The organism is Sneathiella sp. (assembly GCF_036844445.1).
Classification (GTDB): Bacteria; Pseudomonadota; Alphaproteobacteria; order Sneathiellales; family Sneathiellaceae; genus Sneathiella.
On sequence record NZ_DAIUFV010000003.1, the window covers coordinates 203,276 to 221,015 of the forward strand.

Sequence of the window (17,740 nt, forward strand, 5' to 3'; positions counted from 1 at the left end):
CGCCGGATCCGTTTGGAACTTGTTCTTTATAGCTATTGTCTTCCATCCAGACGGCTCCGGGCGGCTTTTTTGAAGATTGTGCTCGTCTCGATGTCGACCGCGGCCGCGAACTCGGCAAAATCATCGAGCCAGTCGTCGCCCAGCCGACCTGTCTCCCCGGAAAGGTGGATCGCGACATCGCGCAGAATGTCTTGCGACAGCGGCATCGTATCAGCCCTTTCACAGATCTCGAAATCCCCTTTATAGGAGCTGCGGAGGGAAAATCCGAAGCGCGCACCAAGGTCAGCATTGAATCTTTCGATTGCCGGGCCGTATTTCGCCTCGAGCGCGCGGAGTGTCGCGTGGCTCGTCGGGATTATCTTTTTCCCTTTGCGCTCCGGATACTGGTTGACCAGATAGATAGCTGCGGCGCCGGAGAGGGTGTTGAAACCGCCGGGGCCTGGCGGCCTGCCCGTCCGTGCAGCAGCATATCGTTCGCTCCATTCATGGACCTGACGGACAACCTGCATCTCGTCGTGAAGAAGCGCGCGGTTGACGCTGACTTTTCGCATCGGTTCAAGTTTACTGTAATCAAGTCCTGCCGCGTCGCAGAAGGCCGCCGCGACATTCTTCTTCGCATTATCGTACGACAGCAGCTTGATATCCTTGAAGTGTTCCGCGAGGAGCGTGGCAAGCGCAATATGGTGCGGTATGTCAGGACCATCGAGATAGGCTTCGAAGGGCTTTGGCTTCGCGTCTCCGCGAAGTTTCATCTCATGCGCATAGAGGGAAAAGAGATGGTCAATCGGATCGCGCATGAAGGCGACTATATTGATCCTGACGTCAAAGTCTCGCTCAATCTCTTTCAGCAGAGGAATGCTTCTCCGGGCGAGAGGAAGTCCTTCGCTTGAAATGATGATATTGGGATGGTCGTTGTCGAGGTAGTGAAGGTCGACCCGTCTTTTGCGGATTTTCTGGTGCACCCGCCGATCGATGCGCCATTTCGGATAGTTCTTTATCGCGCTCCGGAGCAGCAGGCGGAGGCGTTCTCCATTACCCGGACCGACGCGATAGTTCAGATTCTCTTTGTGCCCGATCTCATAAAAGAATCCCTGATCAGAAAGGCCGGAGACGTTGTTGGCAAGCCATGACTGAAGGGCGGAAGAGCCGGTCTTGTTAAATCCGAGATGCAGGATCAGTCGTCTCTTGCGGCGGAGTATGGCAGGGGAGTGGTAAGAGGTCTTTGCAGGCGGGCGAAACATAGCGGGCAACGTGAGGCTTAAATCGATCTAGCAGGCCAAATAGAATGGAGAAATTTTTCGAAAAAAAATCTACTGTAAGTAGTTTTATCAATGGCTCGACCGCTTGTCAATTGAGGATAAACGCCGCCTCGCGCAATTTCTAAATGATCCTTGCGGGGAAACCTGTTAGCATGGGCGCGAAGGGTTCGGGCCAGTCGGCGCTGAACCACCAATTTTTAGCTGGAGGTAGTCCTGGGTGGCAACATCACAACCCCGGAAAACAGCAAAAGGTGAGCGAAGACATCGTCGCAGGTTTCAAAATGGCAGGGGAGAACGGCCGGACATTTTCGCCGCCCTGGATCTTGGTACGAACAACTGTCGGCTGCTGATCGCGCGGCAGCATGGCAAGGGATTCCGTGTCATCGATAGCTTCTCGCGGATCGTCCGGCTCGGCGAAGGCGTCAGCCTGAGCGGCCGGCTTTCCGATGAGGCGATGGAACGGACGGTCGACGCGCTCAGCATCTGCGCCGAGAAAATGCGCCGGGCCGGCGTCACTCACCAACGCTGCGTCGCGACGGAAGTCTGCCGAAAGGCCGATAACAGCGATGATTTCCTCGGCCGCGTTGCGCATCGCTGCGGCCTTGATTTCGATATCATCAGCACCGCGGAGGAGGCGACGCTGGCCGCCGAAGGCTGCGCGCCGCTGATCGATTACCGGCATCGCTACGCGCTTGTTTTTGACATCGGCGGCGGCAGTACGGAGCTTGTCTGGCTCGGCCTTTCGGGGCGCAAGCAGAGCGAGGTGCTTGGCTGGACCTCGATCCCTGTCGGTGTCGTCACCCTGACGGAGCGCCACGGCGGCATCACCATTACTGATGAGAGCTATCGGCGCATGATGCAGGAGGTTGCCGCCTATGTCGACGCGTTCGAGGCCGAGCACGGCATTGCCGAGCGGATCCGCGACGGGCGGGTGCAGATGCTCGGCACGTCGGGCACGGTGACCACGCTTGCGGGCGTGCATTTCGGGCTCGAGCGATACAGCCGCGCCCGCGTCGACGGCGCGTGGCTGAGCGCAAGCTCGATGCTCGATATCTGCCGCCGCCTCGCCGGCAGCGATTATGAGGCGCGATTGCAGGAGCCCTGCATCGGGCGCGAGCGGGCCGATCTCGTCGTCTCCGGCTGCGCCATCGTCGAGGCGATGCACCGGCGCTGGCCGGTTGGCAAGCTGCGCGTCGCCGATCGGGGCCTGCGCGAGGGGATGCTGCTCGAGATGATGCGCGAGGCGCGGGAGGCGCGTGCTGCAAAGGCCGAAGCGCGCCGGCAGGTGAAGCTTGCGAGAGGCGCAGGCGAGACGGGTGCGGCGATGAAAAGTGAACAGAAGGCGGCATCATGACTGAGAAAGCGGGACGTCGCGGCGGCGGCCGGGGCGGAAAATCGACCGGCGTGACGGGCCGCCTTTTGCATACGCGGGTCCGTACCGCGCGCGGGCGTAAAAGCTCATCGACGCAGTGGTTGCAGCGCCAGCTCAACGACCCTTATGTGGTGGAGGCGAAAACGCGGGGCCTGCGCTCGCGCGCCGCCTTCAAGCTGATGCAGCTCGATGACCGCTATGGCCTCCTGAAGCCCGGCCAGTCGGTGGTCGATCTCGGCGCGGCGCCGGGCGGCTGGACGCAGGTGGCGGTCGAGCGCGTCGGCGCGGAGAAGGGCAAAGGGCAGGTGCTCGCCGTCGATATCCTCGAGATGGAGCCGATCCCGGGCGCGCGCATCATGCAGCTCGACTTCACGGCCGAGGATGCGGATACGCGCGTCAAGGCGGCGCTCGGCGGGCCGGTCAATGCGGTCATCTCCGACATGGCGGCGCCGACCACGGGTCATCGCCAGACCGACCATCTGCGCATTGTCTATATGTGCGAGCTCGCGCTGCATTTCGCCCGCGATGTGCTGGCGCCGGGCGGTATTTTCATCGCCAAGGTGCTGAAGGGCGGCACCGAGAACGAGCTTCTCGAAATGATGAAACGCGATTTCGAAGTCGTCCGCCATGCCAAGCCCGAGGCAAGCCGCGCCGATTCCCGCGAAGCCTATGTCATCGCCACCGGCTTTCGCGGCAAGGGGGATGCAGGGGAAATGGACGCGGGCGAGGACTGAGCCCTAGACGCTTGCCCTCGGACCCCAGAGGATGATGGCGGCGCCGATCAGGCAGATCATACCGCCGATCAGGTCCGAGCGGTCCGGGCGCACCTCTTCGATGCCCCAGAGCCAGAGCAGCGAGCAGACAATATAAATCCCGCCATAGGCCGCATAGGCACGGCCCGCCGCCGCGCTCTCCACCCGCGTCAGCAGCCAGGCGAAGAGGATCAGCGAGGCAATCCCCGGCAGCAGCCACCAGATCGGCTTATCCAGCCGCGCCCACGCCCAGAAGGCGAAGCAGCCGGCAATCTCGGCAAGGGCGGCGGCGATATAGGCGGGAATGGTCAGCATGGGGCACCTCCTTTTCTCTATTGACGCCGAAAACGGCTGGTCTTTCAAGAATTTCCTCCGCGCAGGGCGCCGTTCAGGGCGCCCTGAGGCGGCAAAATCCGGCAATTGCGCCGCAATGCAAAAAAAACGCAAGGCGGATGAATTTCCCGCTATGAATTTTCAAATCTGACTGTATGATTGCGCGGCAATTCCCAAGATTGTTTCGCCTGCGAAGTAATATATTCTGCGTTGGCTGGAAATGATCTCCACTAGATATAGTGGGTTTATTGATCCATGGAGTTGCCCGATGAAAATCCGAGAAGCCTATACTTTTGATGATGTGCTGCTGCAACCGGCGGCCTCCGATATTCTCCCCGCCCAGGTCAACACCACAACGCGTCTGACGCGCGAGATCACGCTTGGGATCCCGCTCATCTCGAGCGCCATGGACACCGTGACCGAGGCGACGATGGCGATTGCCATGGCGCAGGCCGGCGGCATCGGCGTCGTGCACAAGAATCTCTCCATCGAGGAGCAGGCCAACGAAGTCCGCCGCGTCAAGAAGTTTGAGGCCGGCATGGTGATCAATCCGCTGACCATCGCGCCCGATGCGCCGCTCTCGGAGGCGCTCTATCTCATGCAGTCGCACAAGATTTCCGGCATTCCGGTGACCGAGCGGGGGACCGGCAAGCTGGTCGGCATCCTGACGCATCGCGATGTCCGCTTCGCAACCAATATGCGCCAGCCCGTGAGCGAGCTGATGACGTGGGAAAATCTCGTCACCGTGCGCGACATGACCACGCAGGAGGAGGCGAAGAAGCTGCTGCATCGCCACCGCATCGAAAAGCTGCTGGTGGTGGATGACCAGTATCGCTGCACCGGGCTGATCACCGTCCGCGATATCGAGCGCTCGACCCTTTTCCCGGACGCCAACAAGGATTTGCAGGGCCGGCTTCGCGTTGCTGCCGCCGTTGGTATTGGCGATGACGGCGTTGCCCGCGCCGAAGCGCTGATCGACTGCGAGGTCGATGTGCTGGTCGTTGATACGGCGCATGGCCATTCGAGCCGCGTGCTGGAGGCGGTGACCCGCATCAAGAAAATGTCCAATTCGACGCAGGTGATCGGCGGCAACGTCTCGACCGCTGCGGGCACCAAAGCGCTGATCGATGCGGGCGTCGATGCGGTGAAGATTGGCATCGGCCCCGGCTCCATCTGCACGACGCGCATCGTCGCGGGCGTCGGCACTCCGCAGCTCACCGCCATCATGGATGCGGCGGAGGCCGCGGCCGAGAGCGGCATCCCGGTGATTGCGGACGGCGGCATCAAGACGTCGGGCGACCTTGCCAAGGCGCTCGCGGGCGGGGCAAGCTCGGCGATGATCGGCTCCCTGCTTGCCGGCACGGATGAAAGCCCGGGCGAAGTCTTCCTTTATCAGGGCCGCTCCTTCAAATCCTATCGCGGCATGGGCTCGCTCGGCGCAATGGCGCGGGGCTCGGCCGATCGCTACTTCCAGCAGGAGGTCGCCGATAACCTTAAGCTCGTCCCCGAAGGGATCGAGGGGCGCGTCCCCCATCGCGGCCCGGCCAATGCCATCATTCACCAGCTTGTTGGCGGTCTCAAGGCGGCGATGGGCTACACGGGCTCGAAGGATATCCCGACCTTGCAGAAGAATGCCGAGTTCGTCCGCATCACGGCGGCCGGGCTGCGTGAGAGCCATGTGCATGATGTCGCGATCACGCGGGAAGCGCCGAACTATCGGCAGGACAGTTGACCCCCGCCGCGCGGCTTGCCGCCCTTGCCGAACTGCTGGCGGAGATCGAGGCGGCCACAGCGCCGGCCGAGCAGTTGGTTGCCGCCTATTTCCGCGCCCGTCGCTTCGCGGGCTCAAAGGATCGCCGCTGGATCACGGAGCGCCTTTACCGCGCGCTCAGAAGGCTGGGCGAACTCGGCGGTGCGGCGACGGAACTCGGCCTTGTGCCCGGTCCGCGGGCTCAGGCCATCCTCTCGCTGCTCCTTTTTGATGACCTCCCGGCCGGGGAACTGGCGGAGCGCTGGTTTGACGGCCCGCACGCCCTCGCCGCGCCCGATGCGGCGGAAGCCGCGGCTTTTGCCCGCGCCGCGTCGCTAGACCTTGCAACGCTCCCGGCGGCCGCAAGGTGGAATTTCCCGCCCTGGCTCGCCGCGCGCATAGAGACGCAGTATGGCGCGCGGGCAGGGGCGGTAATGATGGCGTACCGGGAGGCGGCGCCGGTCACCTTCCGCGTCAACCGGCAGAAAGCAGCGCGGGACGATATTATCAGGCTTCTGAAAGACGAAGGGATCGAGGCGGCGCCAACCGCCCTCTCGCCCGATGGCGTGACGCTCACCGCGCGGATCAATCTCACCCGCCATCCGCTGCTGGAAGGCGGGCGGATCGAGCCGCAGGATGAAGCGGCGCAAATTGCCGCGCGCCTTGCGATGGCCGCACCCGGCATGACGGTCGTTGATTTCTGCGCCGGCGGCGGCGGCAAGGCGCTCGCGATGGCCGCAAACATGGGGCATGCGGGCGTCATCCACGCCTTTGATATCGACGCGCGGCGGATGCGCGATATTGCAAGGCGCAGCACCCGCGCCGGCGTCAGCATCATCCAGCCGCTTGCGCTTGCAGGCGATGCGGGGGACGAGGCGATCCTCGCGCCGCTCGCGGGCCGGGCGGACCGTGTCTTTGTCGATGCGCCCTGTTCAGGCTCCGGCACCTGGCGGCGCCAGCCCGATCAGAAATGGAAATTCAGCGAGGTGCGTCTTGCTGAGCTGGTCCGGACGCAGGAGGAAATTCTCGCCCGCGCCGCCCCGCTGGTGGCAAAGGGCGGACGGCTTATCTATGCGACCTGCTCGATCCTTGCGGCGGAGAATGAGGCGCAGGTTACCGCCTTCCTTCGCGCCCATCCCGACTTTCGCCTCCTGCCCGTTGCCGGGATCTGGGAGGCGGCGGGGCTGCAACAAAGCTGGGACGGCGACTGTCTCGCCCTTACCCCCGATCTTTTTGCAAGTGACGGCTTCTTCGCCGCGGTGCTGGAGCGGGCGCCATAGGCGATTTCAAGCGGATGTGATTGAAAGGCGCGCAAGGCCATTCGCTTGTCATGGCGTTTGGCGCGGATCTCGTATATAATCGCCCCCCTTGAGGGAAAGGGTGGGACCATGAAACTCGGACGAATGATCAAGCGAGCCCTTGGCACGGTCGCGGCAGTGCTTGTCGCGACGCAGATGGTATACGCCATGGGCGGCTCGGACCCAACGCCGCAGAAGCCGGATTTTGAAGTTGGCAAGGCCGCGATCGAGAAGGAGGACTGGAACGGCGCCATCGCCGCCTTCACGAAAGTCACGGCGGAGGAGCCGAAGAACGCCGATGCCTACAACTATCTCGGCTATGCCAACCGGCAGATGAAGAATTACGAGGCGGCCTTTGCCAATTACGAGAAGGCGCTGGCGTTAAGTCCGGAACATCGCGGCGCCAATGAATATATCGGGGAGGCGTATCTGCAAACCGGCAATCTCGCCAAGGCGGAGGAGTATCTCGCGAAACTCCGCGCCATCTGCTATCTCGGCTGCCCCGAATATACGATGCTGAAACGCGCCGTCGACGGATACAAGGCGAAGCAGAGCTGACGGACGCCAGCTCCGCGCGGGAAATTTCCGATCCGGCCATAAACAGGCTGGACAGGGCGGGTGAGTTTGTTTAAATCCCGTCTATGAAGAACACTATTCTGATTATCGATTTTGGCAGCCAGGTCACGCAGTTGATCGCCCGGCGCGTTCGCGAGGCCGGGGTTTACAGCGAAATCATTCCCTTCAATAACGCGGCCGGCAGGATCGCGGAGTTCGATCCGGCGGGGATCATTCTCTCGGGCGGTCCGGCCTCCGTCATCGGCGAGGCAACGCCCCGCGCGCCGGAGGATGTTTTCACCCTCGGCGTTCCCGTGCTCGGCATCTGTTACGGCCAGCAGACCATGGTCAACCAGCTCGGCGGCACGGTCGAAGCGCCGGAGCATCGCGAGTTCGGCCGCGCCGAAATTGATATCACCGGTCACTCCGCGCTCTTTGAGGGCATCTGGGAGCCGGGCGGGCGCGATCAGGTGTGGATGAGCCATGGCGATCACGTGACCGCGATCCCCGAAAGTTTCCGCGTTGTCGCGACGTCAAAAGGCGCGCCGTTCGCCGCCATCGCGGATGAGGCGCGCCGCTTCTACGGCGTGCAGTTCCATCCCGAGGTTGTGCATACCCCGGCGGGTGCGAGGCTGCTTTCCAACTTCGTGCACAAGATCTGCGGCCTCAAAGGCGACTGGACGATGGCCGCCTTCAAGGATCAGGCGATTGCGAGCATTCGCCGCCAGGTCGGCAGCGGCAAGGTCATCTGCGGCCTTTCGGGCGGCGTCGACAGTTCGGTGACCGCCGTCCTCATCCATGAGGCGATCGGCGATCAGCTGACCTGCGTTTATGTCGATACCGGGCTGATGCGCGCGGGCGAATCGGAGCAGGTGGTGAGCCTCTTCCGCGATCACTACAATATTCCGCTCATTCACCGCGACGCGTCCGATCTCTTCCTTGGCGAGCTTGCCGGCGTTGAAGATCCGGAAGCCAAGCGCAAGACCATCGGCCGGCTCTTCATCGATGTGTTCGAGGCGGAGGCGAGCAAGGTCGGCGGCGCCGAATTTCTTGCCCAGGGCACGCTTTACCCCGATGTGATCGAGAGCGTCTCCTTCGCCGGCGGACCCAGCGTCACCATCAAGTCGCACCATAATGTCGGCGGCCTGCCCGAGCGGATGAATATGAAGCTCGTCGAGCCGCTTCGCGAGCTTTTCAAGGACGAGGTCCGCGCGCTTGGCCGCGAGCTTGGCATGGCGCCCGAACTCGTCGATCGGCATCCCTTCCCGGGGCCGGGCCTTGCCATTCGCGTCCCCGGCGCCATCACCCGGGAGCGGCTCGATATCCTCCGCAAGGCCGACACCATCTATCTTGAGGAGATCCGGAACGCCGGGCTCTATAGCGAGATCTGGCAGGCCTTCGCCGTGCTGCTGCCCGTCCGCACCGTGGGCGTGATGGGCGACAACCGCACCTATGATTACGTCTGTGCGCTGCGCGCCGTCACCTCGACCGACGGCATGACGGCGGATTACTATCCCTTCTCGCACGACTTCCTCGGCCGCGTCTCGACGCGCATCATCAACGAAGTCCGCGGCATCAACCGCGTCGTCTACGACGTCACCTCCAAACCTCCCGGAACGATCGAGTGGGAATGATCCTGCCCATCAAGCCGCTTCGATATGCCGTATGCATCGGCGGGCGTATGCTGTTCGCTGGTTTAGCGCCTAGTGGCCGGAAGAAGGCCCCATCCGATTAAATCGGAAGCGATTGACATCCCTGGGAAATGCTCAGAATTTGTAGTTCACGCCGAGTTTGAGGGTATGGATCGAGAGGTCGGAGCGAATGCTGAAGGGGACGCCGGCAAAGCCACCGCCAACGCCTTGCTCGCTGATCTTGCTCTTGCCGAAATCATATAGGCGTATTCCGCCTTGACGATCCAGCGATCCGTCAGCGCATAGTCCAGACCTGCGCCGAGCTGATATCCCCAGCCGACCTTTTCCGAAGCGTTGGCCGTCGAGTTCCCGCACGGGGCGACGGTGCAGGTATCTGAAAAGCCGAGCTTGGCCGCAGAATAGACAACCCCCGCCTTTGCGTAAAGAAGCGTGCGATCGAGCGCATATCCCGCACGGGCGCTGAGGCCGCCGTACCCGCCTTTGCTGACGGTGCCGAAACCGTCATAGGGATCACCAAGCGGGTCCACCCCCGGCTGAAGCCGGTTGCCGCTGAGGTTCAAATGACCAACCTCGCCCTCGATGCCGTATACAAAATCGTCACGGTGCCAGTTGTGACCCCCGTTGAGCCCGCCGATCAATCCATCTGACTTGACCCCCCATTTGACCTCGGGGAAAGTTCCGACGCCGTTATATTCGTTATCGACGAAGGTTGAATCGCCCCACCCGTATCCAAGGTGGAGCCCGATGTAGGATCCGGACCAGTCATAAGGGGACTGGTTGCCCGAGGTCGGCTCCGCGCCCGCGGCGGAGGCAACCCCTGCACATCCCAGCAGAAGCGCCCCGGCAATGATGATTTTCTTCACGGCTGTTCCTTTCATTGCTCTCTCGAGAGGCAGACGGATGCTCGTGCCCCGGTTGAACCTTCCTATCGGTCGTGCCGGTATCAATGCTAAGGAACCGTCTGTTAATAATTTGTTAATATTAGGAAAGCCGCGAACGGGATTTTCGTGGCTTGCAGGTTAACCGCCTGCCGCCGGCCAATAGTGGGAGTCGGGGGTTGCGCGGGCGCCGAAGATGGCCTGGCCGACGCGGACGACGGTTGCGCCTTCCTCGACCGCGATCTCATAGTCGCCCGACATGCCCATGGAGAGTTCATCCAGCGTTATGCCGTCCGGCGCGCCGTCGCGGAGCCGGTCGCGGAGGTCGCGAAGCCGCTGGAAGCAGGCGCGGACGCGGGGCGCATCGCTGGAGAAAAGCGCGAGCGTCATCAGCCCGCGAACGCGGAGCGCCGGGAAGGCCGGCAGCGCCTTCAGGAAGGCCGCGACCTCCTCCGGTGGCAGGCCGAATTTGCTCGCCTCCCCCGATGTGTTGACCTGGATGAACACATCGAGCGCGCGTCCCTCGATCTGCAACCGCCGCTCCAGCGCCTCGGCGACGCGGAGCGAATCGAGCGCCTGGAACTCGGCGGCGAAGCGCGCCACCAGCTTCGCCTTGTTGGTTTGAAGATGCCCGATCACCGACCAGTTGAGATCGCCAAGATCCTGCATGGCCTGCCATTTTCCATACGCCTCCTGCGGCTTGTTTTCGCCGAAATAGCGGCAGCCCGCGGCATAGGCGAGGCGAAGGCTCGCCTCGGTTTTCGTTTTACTGACCGGCAGCAGGCGGACCGCGGCGGGATCGCGCCCGGCGCGGGCGCAGGCGGCGGCGATGCGCGCCTCTACGGCGGCAAGATTGCGCTGGAAGTCCTCGATCGTTGCCGCTTCGGGCCAGCGCCCGTGCTGATCATGCATCGTCCCCGTTCCCGAACGTCTATCGGTCATCGCGCGCTCCTTTATTCCGCCCCCTATCCAATGCCACATGCGGGTGTTTGTAAAGGGGCGGGCGGTCATCTCCCATGCCGGCGGGAGAAGTCGCCTCGGGCCTGCAGCCGCACTCCCGGGCGGTCTATATTGGCTTATATTATAAAAAATCCGTGTATCGGAGCGCCGAGCGATAATTTTTTATTGCATCTTCGGCATATAATAAGTAGTTGATATGCATCATCTTTAGCTTGTCTTTGTGCTGCGTGCTGATGAATGGCCGTATCGGGTCTCCTGATTTCGGGGATAGAAACAATAAATAGATAATAGGGTACCGAAATGATGGCGGACAAGCTCGACAGAGAGACATTCCTGGCAGCGATTGATTTTTCGCGCCTCGGCGAGGAGGCGAAGGTGCAGCCGCTCGGCGCGTGGCAGAATTATCTGGATCTCCGCCCCAAGGGCAAAGGCGGCGCGGACAATGACTTCAACAAGCAGATTTACGACACCGATATTGCCATTTCCATTGAGGTTTACGGCAATTTCCTGAAGTGGCTGTTCGCGACCTTCAACACCACCGAAGAGGCCTTCCGCCGCGACGTGATCGGCAGCCTCAATCTGAAGCCCGGCGACAAGGTGCTGGTCACCAGCATGGGCCTCGGCGAGGAGGTCGAGGTTTGCGCCGACTATGTGGGGCCGACGGGCGCGGTTCATGGCCAGGATCTCAACCGGCGCTTCGTCCGTCATGCGAGCGAGCATACGCAGCATGAGCAGGTCTTTTTCACCGTCTCCGACGCGCTCGATCTGCCCTATCGCGACAATTATTTCGACGCCGTCTATCATTTCGGCGGGATAAACCTGTTTGGCGATATCCACACCGCGCTGCTCGAAATGACACGGGTCTGCAAGCCGGGCGGCAAAATCCTGTTTGGCGATGAGTCGCTCGCGATGCATCTGCGCGATACCGAATATGGCCGCATGGTCCTGAAGAATAATCCGATCTGGGGCGCGCCGCTGCCGCTAGAGGAATTGCCGGTGAATGCCCGCAATATCTCGATCCGCTATGTCCTCGGCAACTGCTTCTACCTGATCGGCTTCGAGAAGGGGGAGGGGTTTCCCGAGATCAATATCGACGTGCCGCATATCGGCTATCGCGGCGGCACCATACGCACCCGCTATTTCGGCGAGATCGAGGGCGTCGATATCGCCGCGCGCGAGAAAGTCTATGCCTACGCCAAAGAGCATAATATCTCGGTCCATGAGTTGCTGAGCAAGCTGATCCACGATAATTTCGACTGATCGGTAAATCCCCCGCTTTCACTCAGGCGGGCAGCGCCGCGCCCGCGTTCCGGGCGACGCGGCGAGATATGTTGCGCCAATCTGGCGGTCAGAGCGCGGGTTTCTTGCCCTTGCCCTGGCGCTTTTCAATGGCGGCCTGGCGCAGTTTTTCGAGTTCTTCGCCCGCCGCCAGTTCGGCCCGGACCCAGGATTGCACATCAATCATTAGCGTGCTGACATCATCTGCCGGTCGCGAGCCGTTTGAACCCAGACGGAATTCGAGCATATTGGCGCATTCCTCCAGATTTTTGACGGCGCTGACCCGGAAAAGGTCGAGCCGGTAGCTACCGCCGGTTCGTCGATAAACCACGTCGAGGATGTTTTTGTTTTTCCTGACATCGGGCAATTGAACGCCGACCCCGTCCAGACCGGTGGACAGGCAGTTCTTATCGCCGCCGCCGAATTTCCAGTTTACCATACTGGCGCTGGCGTTTGCGGCGGTCGGCTCCCCGTATTTATCAATTATGGCATCCCTGAACTCGCCGTTGGTCACCGGATCAATGCGATTACGGACAAGCCGTTCCAGCCCGACGAGGCGCCCGCCTTCAGGGGGCGGGGAGAAATAGAGGTTGACGCTATCGGTGTGCTCCCGGCCATTTTCAAAGCGTCGTGTCTTTGCCGCCGAGATGCGGGAAACAAACGCCTCGGTTCGGTAATCATGGTTGAGGCCGTCGCTGTAGGAATAGGAGGACTGCGTTTCACTGATCGATGCGTCATCCGCCCCGTACTCGCGGAGTGCCTGCAGGGCCTGCTCAGGCGTCATGCCAAGAGTAAAGCCGGCAACATCGAATTTTTCGTTATCCGCAGCGAGAACGGCCTGCCCCGTCAGCGCAGCGATGAGAAACGCCGCGAGGGACGCTGTTATCTTCTTTGAGACTGTCATCGCTTTCTCCCCGTCATTGCGATCGCCTGATGAGGTATGAATGCGTGAAATGCGATATATGTCAAGAATGTTGTGGCGGCATAAACTCAGTCTATCGGCGGGTCCCGGGGCGAATAGATGGCCAGATCACCGGCGAGGACGGGCGGCTGCGCGTTGCCCGCGCCGCTGCCCGCCGCCCGCCTAGAGAATGCTCTCGATAATGCCGCCCTCGACGCGGAGCGCCGCGCCGGTGGTGCCGCTGGCCTCAGCTGAGGCGACATAGACGCTGAGGTTCGCCGCCTCCTCGGGCGCCGTGAAGCGCCTGATCAGGGTCGAGGGGCGATGCTCGTTCAGAAACTCCGCTTCCATCTCGGCGAGGGAAATCCCGCGCCGACTCGCCAGTTGCGTCAGCCGCTCCTGCATGGCTTCGGTGCGCGTCGGGCCGGGGAGGAGGGCGTTGACGGTGACGCCGCTGCCGGCGAGCACCTTGGCGAGCCCGCGCGAGAGCGCGAGCAGCGCCGCTTTGGTGACGCCATAATGCACCATCTGCGCCGGGATATTGTGCGCGGATTCGCTTGAGATAAACTGGATGCGGCCCCAGCCGCGCGCCTGCATCTTCTGCCCGTAGTGGCGGGCAAGACGGACGCCGCTCATCACATTGATCTCGAAAATCTCCTCCCACGCCGCATCGTCGATCTCGAAAAACGGGCAGCCTTTATAAATGCCGAGATTGTTGACGAGGATATCGACCGTCTCCTTGCGGCGGATAATCTCCGCCGCCCCCGCCGCCGTGCCGGCATCGGCGAGGATGCCGCTCGCCGCCGCCCGCCCGCTCGCTGCATTCACCGCGGCGATGGCGTCATCAAGGCGCGCGCGCGTCCGCCCGGTAAGGGTGACGGCGGCGCCGGCGCGGGCAAGGCCGCTCGCGATGGCAAGGCCGATCCCGGCCGTCGCGCCCGTGACCAGCGCCTCTTTTCCCGAAAGGTCGATCTGCATGTCCGCCGTCTCCTCACCTCTGTCAGAATTGCGGCATGCTATCGCAATGGGCGGCAATGCGAAAGACGGCAGTCGAATTTTTGCGCCGCCTCATGCGACAGAAAACATCGTTTGTTTTCAGGCTTGTCTCGCGCCCCGGAACGGGTGCATGATGTGACCGCGCAGGGAGGCGCGAGAGGGAGAGGAAGACATAATGTATGTGACGGCAACCCCATTCTTTGCGGCGCTGCTCGCGCTGGTCTATCTGGTTCTCAGCGTGCGGGTCGGGCGCGTCCGCACGAAGGCGAAGGTGAGTATCGGCGATGGCGGCGACATGGCGCTGACGCGGGCCATGCGGGCGCAGGCGAACTTTAACGAATATGTGCCCTTGACGCTGCTCATTATCGCCTTTCTCGAAATGCGCGCGGTCAGCCTCTATGTTGTCTGCATCCTTCTGACGTTGCTGCTGGTCGGCCGGATCCTGCATGCCATCGGCATCAGCCCGGTGAAGGAAATCACCCTTTGCCGGATGTTCGGGATTATCTTCACTTTCATATCGCTTCTGGTCGGCAGCATCTGGCTGCTGGTGACCTATCTCTAGGCAATGGCCATGCTGACCATTTATGGCGATGCGATTTCCGGCAACTGCTACAAGGTGAAGCTGATCGCGGTGCTGACCGGGCGCGCCTTCGAATGGCGGCCGGTGAATGTCGTGAAGGGCGAGACACGGACCGAGGAGTTTCTTGCCCTCAACCCGAACGGCCGGGTGCCGATCATTGTGCTGGACAGCGGCGAGGTGCTGGCCGAATCCAATGCGATCCTCTTTTATCTCGCCGAAGGAAGCCCCTACCTGCCCGAGGATCCGCTGGCCCGCGCCCGGGTGCTGCAATGGATGTTTTTCGAGCAATACAGCCATGAGCCCTATATCGCGGTGGCGCGCTATATCATCCGCTTTCTCGGCCGCCCCGCGGCGATGGAGGCGCGGCTTGCCGGAACGAAGGAGCCGGGCCTCGCCGCGCTGCGCGTGATGGAGCGCCAGCTGAGCCTGACGCCGTTCCTGACCGGCGAGACCTTCACCATCGCTGACATCGCCCTTTATGGCTATACCCACCTCGCCGGGGAGGGGGAGTTCGACCTCGCCCCCTTCCCGGCCATCCGCGCCTGGTTCAAACGCATCGAGGCGGTGCCGGGCTTTATTCCGATGGGGTAGGGACAGGACGGCTCAGGCGGCGCGCCGTTCCGGCCACGGGTCGGCCCAGGCGGGGAGTGTCATCAGCGTATCGAGCCAGCGGATGATATTCGGGAAATTCTCCATTGGCAGCTTCGTCTCCCGCCAGTAGCGCGCCATCGAGGCGAGGGCGAAATCGGCGATGGTGAGGCGGTTTGCGGCGAGGTAATCCCGGCCGTTAAGATGCGCGTCCAGCACCTTGGCGAATTTCATGAAATTGCCGGTATTGGCGTCGATTGCCGCGGTATCCGGCGGGCCCATGTTGAACTGCGGCTTGATGATATATTCGACATAGTTGACGCCGACGGCACGGACCCAGTGGCCTTCGTTCCAGGTCAGCCAGCGCAGCACCTCCGCCTGATCGCGGGGATTGTCCGTCGGCCACATGTCGGAGCCGGCCTGCATTGCAAGATACGCCATGATCGCCGCAGATTCCCAGAGCACCAGCTCGCCGTCAACCAGCGTCGGCGCCTTCTTGTTGGGATTGAGCGCGGTATAGTCCTGAGCGCGAAGGCCGCCCTTAGCCATGTCGATCTCGACCAGCTCCACCTCTATGCCGAGATGCTTGATAAGCGCGAGCACGCGAAGCGGCGCCTGTGCCTTGAACCAGTGTAGTTGCATCATCTCCCGCCGTCCCCCGTCTCGATCATCGCCCTGAAAAAGGCGATGATGCCAAAGGCGCGGCGGGGGCGCAAGCGACAAGCAGGGGCGCGCGCGCGGCCGGAGCGCCCGGCCCGGGATTTCTTTTCATTAGAAGCCTTGAATATAGGGGCCTTCGATGCTATACTAATGGGTATAGAGGAAGTGATGCCGCGACAGGCTTTTCCCCCTCCCGTGACGGGAGCCTCTGCGGGATGCAGAGCTGGAAAAGCCGGCCGGAGAACAGGTTCCAATACCCGACAACCCCTGCAGCGGGCCGGGGAACCTCACCGGAATTCGCGCCCCGACCCGGTTCACGCAACCGGACGAGCGGATCAGCTCCGCGGCAGGAAAGTCACTTCTTCCGTCATAGCGATGTGGTTGACGCAGAGCGAGACCCGACTTCCGACTGTCCGGCCATGGGGCCGATGGAGCGGGTTTAACGAAAGCGTCGCCGGAGATGCGGGACAAATTTTACAGGACGCTACTTGTGAATGGCGCCTTGCGGATAATCAGGAAGCCCGACATCCGGAGAAAGCGACCTCATCGTACAAATCGCCGGGAAGCCTCGCCGCTCTGGCGGGAGCGCGAGACTGGATTTCCCGATCGATAAACAGGACGCCCAGGTGAAACCCCTCGGACGAAATTTGACGCGCCCGATTGAAACATTCCGGTTGAAACAGGAGTCTGCGCCACGGGGAAGGGAGGGAAGATCATTCCGCCGCGCCGATGCCGCTGTTGAACCGCGTTGAAATCCACGCTGAAAGTCCGCCGCGTTTCCCGCTTGGCCGCGATCCCGAAATTCCCGATTACGCTCCGGCCAGAGCGTATGCGGGGATCATAAGGAACGGCGCGCCAGCGTCCTTTTCCCGCTATTTTTCCGATGCGCCGCGCCAGGCTTCGATCCCGCCGCGCCGCCTCGGCCCTCGCCTCAGCTGCCGGCAAACATGCGGTAGAGGAGGGCGATCACCACCGCCGCCGCCAGCCAGATGGCGATGTTGCGGAGCAGTACCGCTTTGCCCGTCCGCCGGGTGTAGTAGAGAAAGCCCGGCAAAACCAGCCCCAGCACCATGAGCAGGGCGACCAGTTGTAAAATCTGTCCCTCGGCCATAAAAATGTCCGCCTTTGCTTCGACTGTCCGACACATGCGGACCGGAGGGCGCCTTTGCCCTTTGGCCAAAATATCAAATTTTCGCCAAAGGGCGAGACAACATTTGCTTAAATTGGCCCGGGGGGTTATTTTGCAGCGGATTTTTGACGCCGAAGCGGGAGTTTTTTGTGACGGAAATTTTTAACGAAATCGATGAAGAGATTCGCAAGGAAAAGTCACGCGAGCTTTGGAACAAATACGGGATCTATGCCGTCGCGCTGATCGTGCTGATTATCGTCGGCACGGCGGGGTATGTCGGATGGCGGAATTATCAGCAGTCCGCGGCGCGCGATCAGGGCGCGGCCTTTGCCGCGGCGGCGACCCTCGCGGCCGAGGGGGATCACGCGGCGGCGGCCAAAGCCTTCGGCGCGATCGCCGAGGATGGCAGCAACAGCTACCGCGCGCTTGCCTCGCTCCGCGAAGCGGCCTCGCTCCGCGAAGCCGGTGACGGGGCGGCGGCGATGGCGGTTTATGACCGCCTTGCCGCCGACGGATCGGTGGCGGCGGAATTCTCCTCCCTCGCGCATCTGATGGCGGGCTATTACCTGCTCGATCACGGCACGACGGCAGAGGTTCGAGCCCGCATCGCGCCGCTGCTTGAAACCGGCCGGCTGTGGAGCGCGTCGGCAAATGAGCTGCTCGCCCTCAGCCAGATCAAGGACGGTGACTATGCGGCGGCGCGCAGCACGCTCGCCCTCGTCCAGAATGACGCCGATGCGCCGGAGATGATAAAGGGCCGCGTCAGCCAGCTCCTCGCCGCGCTGGAAGGCAAATAGCC

18 protein-coding genes are annotated in these 17,740 nt (G+C 62.0%); 10 read left to right on the forward strand and 8 right to left on the reverse strand.

Annotated elements, in window-relative coordinates; translation table 11 throughout:
* Positions 1-32: 32 nt before the first annotated feature.
* Positions 33-1,241, reverse strand: a complete 1,209-nt coding sequence (locus tag V7Z56_RS07750; RefSeq protein ID WP_334128806.1) for a hypothetical protein — start codon at positions 1,239-1,241, stop codon at positions 33-35.
* A gap of 235 nt (positions 1,242-1,476) precedes the next feature.
* On the opposite strand from V7Z56_RS07750, the gene V7Z56_RS07755 reads away from it, so the two are divergent.
* Positions 1,477-2,613, forward strand: a complete 1,137-nt coding sequence (locus V7Z56_RS07755) for a Ppx/GppA phosphatase family protein (RefSeq protein ID WP_334128807.1) — start codon at positions 1,477-1,479, stop codon at positions 2,611-2,613.
* Positions 2,610-3,365 (forward strand): RlmE family RNA methyltransferase, encoded by a 756-nt coding sequence (locus V7Z56_RS07760; RefSeq protein WP_334128808.1) that lies wholly within the window; start codon positions 2,610-2,612, stop codon positions 3,363-3,365. Before V7Z56_RS07755 ends, V7Z56_RS07760 begins: the two co-directional genes overlap by 4 nt.
* A gap of 3 nt (positions 3,366-3,368) precedes the next feature.
* Here V7Z56_RS07760 and V7Z56_RS07765 read toward each other — a convergent pair whose 3' ends face one another.
* Positions 3,369-3,698, reverse strand: a complete 330-nt coding sequence (locus V7Z56_RS07765) for a YnfA family protein (RefSeq protein WP_334128809.1) — start codon at positions 3,696-3,698, stop codon at positions 3,369-3,371.
* A 286-nt stretch (positions 3,699-3,984) separates the two neighbouring features.
* On the opposite strand from V7Z56_RS07765, the gene guaB reads away from it, so the two are divergent.
* The 4 genes from guaB (at position 3,985) to guaA (ending at position 8,953) form a co-directional block, all read left to right on the forward strand.
* The gene (gene guaB / locus V7Z56_RS07770) at positions 3,985-5,448 is read left to right on the forward strand and encodes an IMP dehydrogenase (RefSeq protein ID WP_334128810.1); all 1,464 of its coding nucleotides are present in this window, start codon (positions 3,985-3,987) and stop codon (positions 5,446-5,448) included.
* Positions 5,445-6,746, forward strand: coding sequence for an RsmB/NOP family class I SAM-dependent RNA methyltransferase (locus V7Z56_RS07775; RefSeq protein WP_334128811.1), 1,302 nt, complete (start codon positions 5,445-5,447; stop codon positions 6,744-6,746). The genes guaB and V7Z56_RS07775 overlap by 4 nt, the downstream gene beginning before the upstream one ends.
* Positions 6,747-6,854: 108 nt before the next feature.
* Entirely contained in the window at positions 6,855-7,322 is a 468-nt protein-coding gene (locus tag V7Z56_RS07780) for a tetratricopeptide repeat protein (RefSeq protein WP_334128813.1), read from the forward strand.
* A gap of 83 nt (positions 7,323-7,405) precedes the next feature.
* Positions 7,406-8,953, forward strand: coding sequence for a glutamine-hydrolyzing GMP synthase (guaA, locus tag V7Z56_RS07785; RefSeq protein ID WP_334128814.1), 1,548 nt, complete (start codon positions 7,406-7,408; stop codon positions 8,951-8,953).
* Between the two features lie 146 nt (positions 8,954-9,099).
* Here guaA and V7Z56_RS07790 read toward each other — a convergent pair whose 3' ends face one another.
* The gene (locus V7Z56_RS07790; protein WP_334128816.1) at positions 9,100-9,849 is read right to left on the reverse strand and encodes an outer membrane protein; all 750 of its coding nucleotides are present in this window, start codon (positions 9,847-9,849) and stop codon (positions 9,100-9,102) included.
* A gap of 141 nt (positions 9,850-9,990) precedes the next feature.
* Positions 9,991-10,791: a YggS family pyridoxal phosphate-dependent enzyme gene (locus V7Z56_RS07795; protein ID WP_334128817.1), complete on the reverse strand. Its 801-nt coding sequence runs from the start codon at positions 10,789-10,791 to the stop codon at positions 9,991-9,993.
* A 318-nt stretch (positions 10,792-11,109) separates the two neighbouring features.
* Between V7Z56_RS07795 and V7Z56_RS07800 the strand changes: the two genes are divergently transcribed.
* Positions 11,110-12,069 (forward strand): class I SAM-dependent methyltransferase, encoded by a 960-nt coding sequence (locus V7Z56_RS07800; RefSeq protein WP_334128819.1) that lies wholly within the window; start codon positions 11,110-11,112, stop codon positions 12,067-12,069.
* An 88-nt stretch (positions 12,070-12,157) separates the two neighbouring features.
* Here V7Z56_RS07800 and V7Z56_RS07805 read toward each other — a convergent pair whose 3' ends face one another.
* Both V7Z56_RS07805 and V7Z56_RS07810 read right to left on the reverse strand, forming a co-directional pair.
* Positions 12,158-12,991 carry a hypothetical protein gene (locus V7Z56_RS07805; RefSeq protein WP_334128820.1) on the reverse strand — a complete coding sequence of 278 codons (834 nt, stop codon included), beginning with the start codon at positions 12,989-12,991 and terminating at the stop codon, positions 12,158-12,160.
* Between the two features lie 180 nt (positions 12,992-13,171).
* Complete coding sequence (locus V7Z56_RS07810; RefSeq protein ID WP_334128821.1) at positions 13,172-13,966, reverse strand: SDR family NAD(P)-dependent oxidoreductase; 795 nt, start codon at positions 13,964-13,966, stop codon at positions 13,172-13,174.
* Between the two features lie 199 nt (positions 13,967-14,165).
* Between V7Z56_RS07810 and V7Z56_RS07815 the strand changes: the two genes are divergently transcribed.
* Positions 14,166-14,546 (forward strand): MAPEG family protein, encoded by a 381-nt coding sequence (locus V7Z56_RS07815; RefSeq protein ID WP_334128822.1) that lies wholly within the window; start codon positions 14,166-14,168, stop codon positions 14,544-14,546.
* A 9-nt stretch (positions 14,547-14,555) separates the two neighbouring features.
* A complete protein-coding gene (locus tag V7Z56_RS07820) occupies positions 14,556-15,155 on the forward strand; it encodes a glutathione S-transferase family protein (protein WP_334128823.1) in 600 nt (199 codons plus the stop codon).
* Between the two features lie 12 nt (positions 15,156-15,167).
* Here the strand turns inward: V7Z56_RS07820 and V7Z56_RS07825 are convergent, their stop codons facing one another.
* Together V7Z56_RS07825 and V7Z56_RS07830 are read right to left on the reverse strand one after the other, a co-directional pair.
* Entirely contained in the window at positions 15,168-15,797 is a 630-nt protein-coding gene (locus tag V7Z56_RS07825; protein ID WP_334128824.1) for a glutathione S-transferase family protein, read from the reverse strand.
* A 946-nt stretch (positions 15,798-16,743) separates the two neighbouring features.
* Positions 16,744-16,959 (reverse strand): hypothetical protein, encoded by a 216-nt coding sequence (locus V7Z56_RS07830; RefSeq protein ID WP_334128825.1) that lies wholly within the window; start codon positions 16,957-16,959, stop codon positions 16,744-16,746.
* 131 nt (positions 16,960-17,090) lie between these two features.
* On the opposite strand from V7Z56_RS07830, the gene V7Z56_RS07835 reads away from it, so the two are divergent.
* Positions 17,091-17,738: a tetratricopeptide repeat protein gene (locus tag V7Z56_RS07835; RefSeq protein WP_334128826.1), complete on the forward strand. Its 648-nt coding sequence runs from the start codon at positions 17,091-17,093 to the stop codon at positions 17,736-17,738.
* The last annotated feature ends 2 nt before the right edge of the window (positions 17,739-17,740 follow it).

What these genes read in the sequence shown, in the direction of transcription:
- V7Z56_RS07805 (WP_334128820.1), bottom strand. Translation starts at nt 12,991, where the DNA reads ATGACAGTCTCAAAGAAGATAACAGCGTCCCTCGCGGCGTTTCTCATC.
- V7Z56_RS07795 (WP_334128817.1), bottom strand. Translation starts at nt 10,791, where the DNA reads ATGACCGATAGACGTTCGGGAACGGGGACGATGCATGATCAGCACGGG.
- V7Z56_RS07800 (WP_334128819.1), top strand. Translation starts at nt 11,110, where the DNA reads ATGATGGCGGACAAGCTCGACAGAGAGACATTCCTGGCAGCGATTGAT.
- V7Z56_RS07820 (WP_334128823.1), top strand. Translation starts at nt 14,556, where the DNA reads ATGCTGACCATTTATGGCGATGCGATTTCCGGCAACTGCTACAAGGTG.
- guaA (WP_334128814.1), top strand. Translation starts at nt 7,406, where the DNA reads ATGAAGAACACTATTCTGATTATCGATTTTGGCAGCCAGGTCACGCAG.
- V7Z56_RS07780 (WP_334128813.1), top strand. Translation starts at nt 6,855, where the DNA reads ATGAAACTCGGACGAATGATCAAGCGAGCCCTTGGCACGGTCGCGGCA.
- V7Z56_RS07760 (WP_334128808.1), top strand. Translation starts at nt 2,610, where the DNA reads ATGACTGAGAAAGCGGGACGTCGCGGCGGCGGCCGGGGCGGAAAATCG.
- V7Z56_RS07825 (WP_334128824.1), bottom strand. Translation starts at nt 15,797, where the DNA reads ATGATGCAACTACACTGGTTCAAGGCACAGGCGCCGCTTCGCGTGCTC.
- guaB (WP_334128810.1), top strand. Translation starts at nt 3,985, where the DNA reads ATGAAAATCCGAGAAGCCTATACTTTTGATGATGTGCTGCTGCAACCG.
- V7Z56_RS07790 (WP_334128816.1), bottom strand. Translation starts at nt 9,849, where the DNA reads ATGAAAGGAACAGCCGTGAAGAAAATCATCATTGCCGGGGCGCTTCTG.
- V7Z56_RS07810 (WP_334128821.1), bottom strand. Translation starts at nt 13,966, where the DNA reads ATGCAGATCGACCTTTCGGGAAAAGAGGCGCTGGTCACGGGCGCGACG.
- V7Z56_RS07830 (WP_334128825.1), bottom strand. Translation starts at nt 16,959, where the DNA reads ATGTGTCGGACAGTCGAAGCAAAGGCGGACATTTTTATGGCCGAGGGA.
- V7Z56_RS07750 (WP_334128806.1), bottom strand. Translation starts at nt 1,241, where the DNA reads ATGTTTCGCCCGCCTGCAAAGACCTCTTACCACTCCCCTGCCATACTC.
- V7Z56_RS07765 (WP_334128809.1), bottom strand. Translation starts at nt 3,698, where the DNA reads ATGCTGACCATTCCCGCCTATATCGCCGCCGCCCTTGCCGAGATTGCC.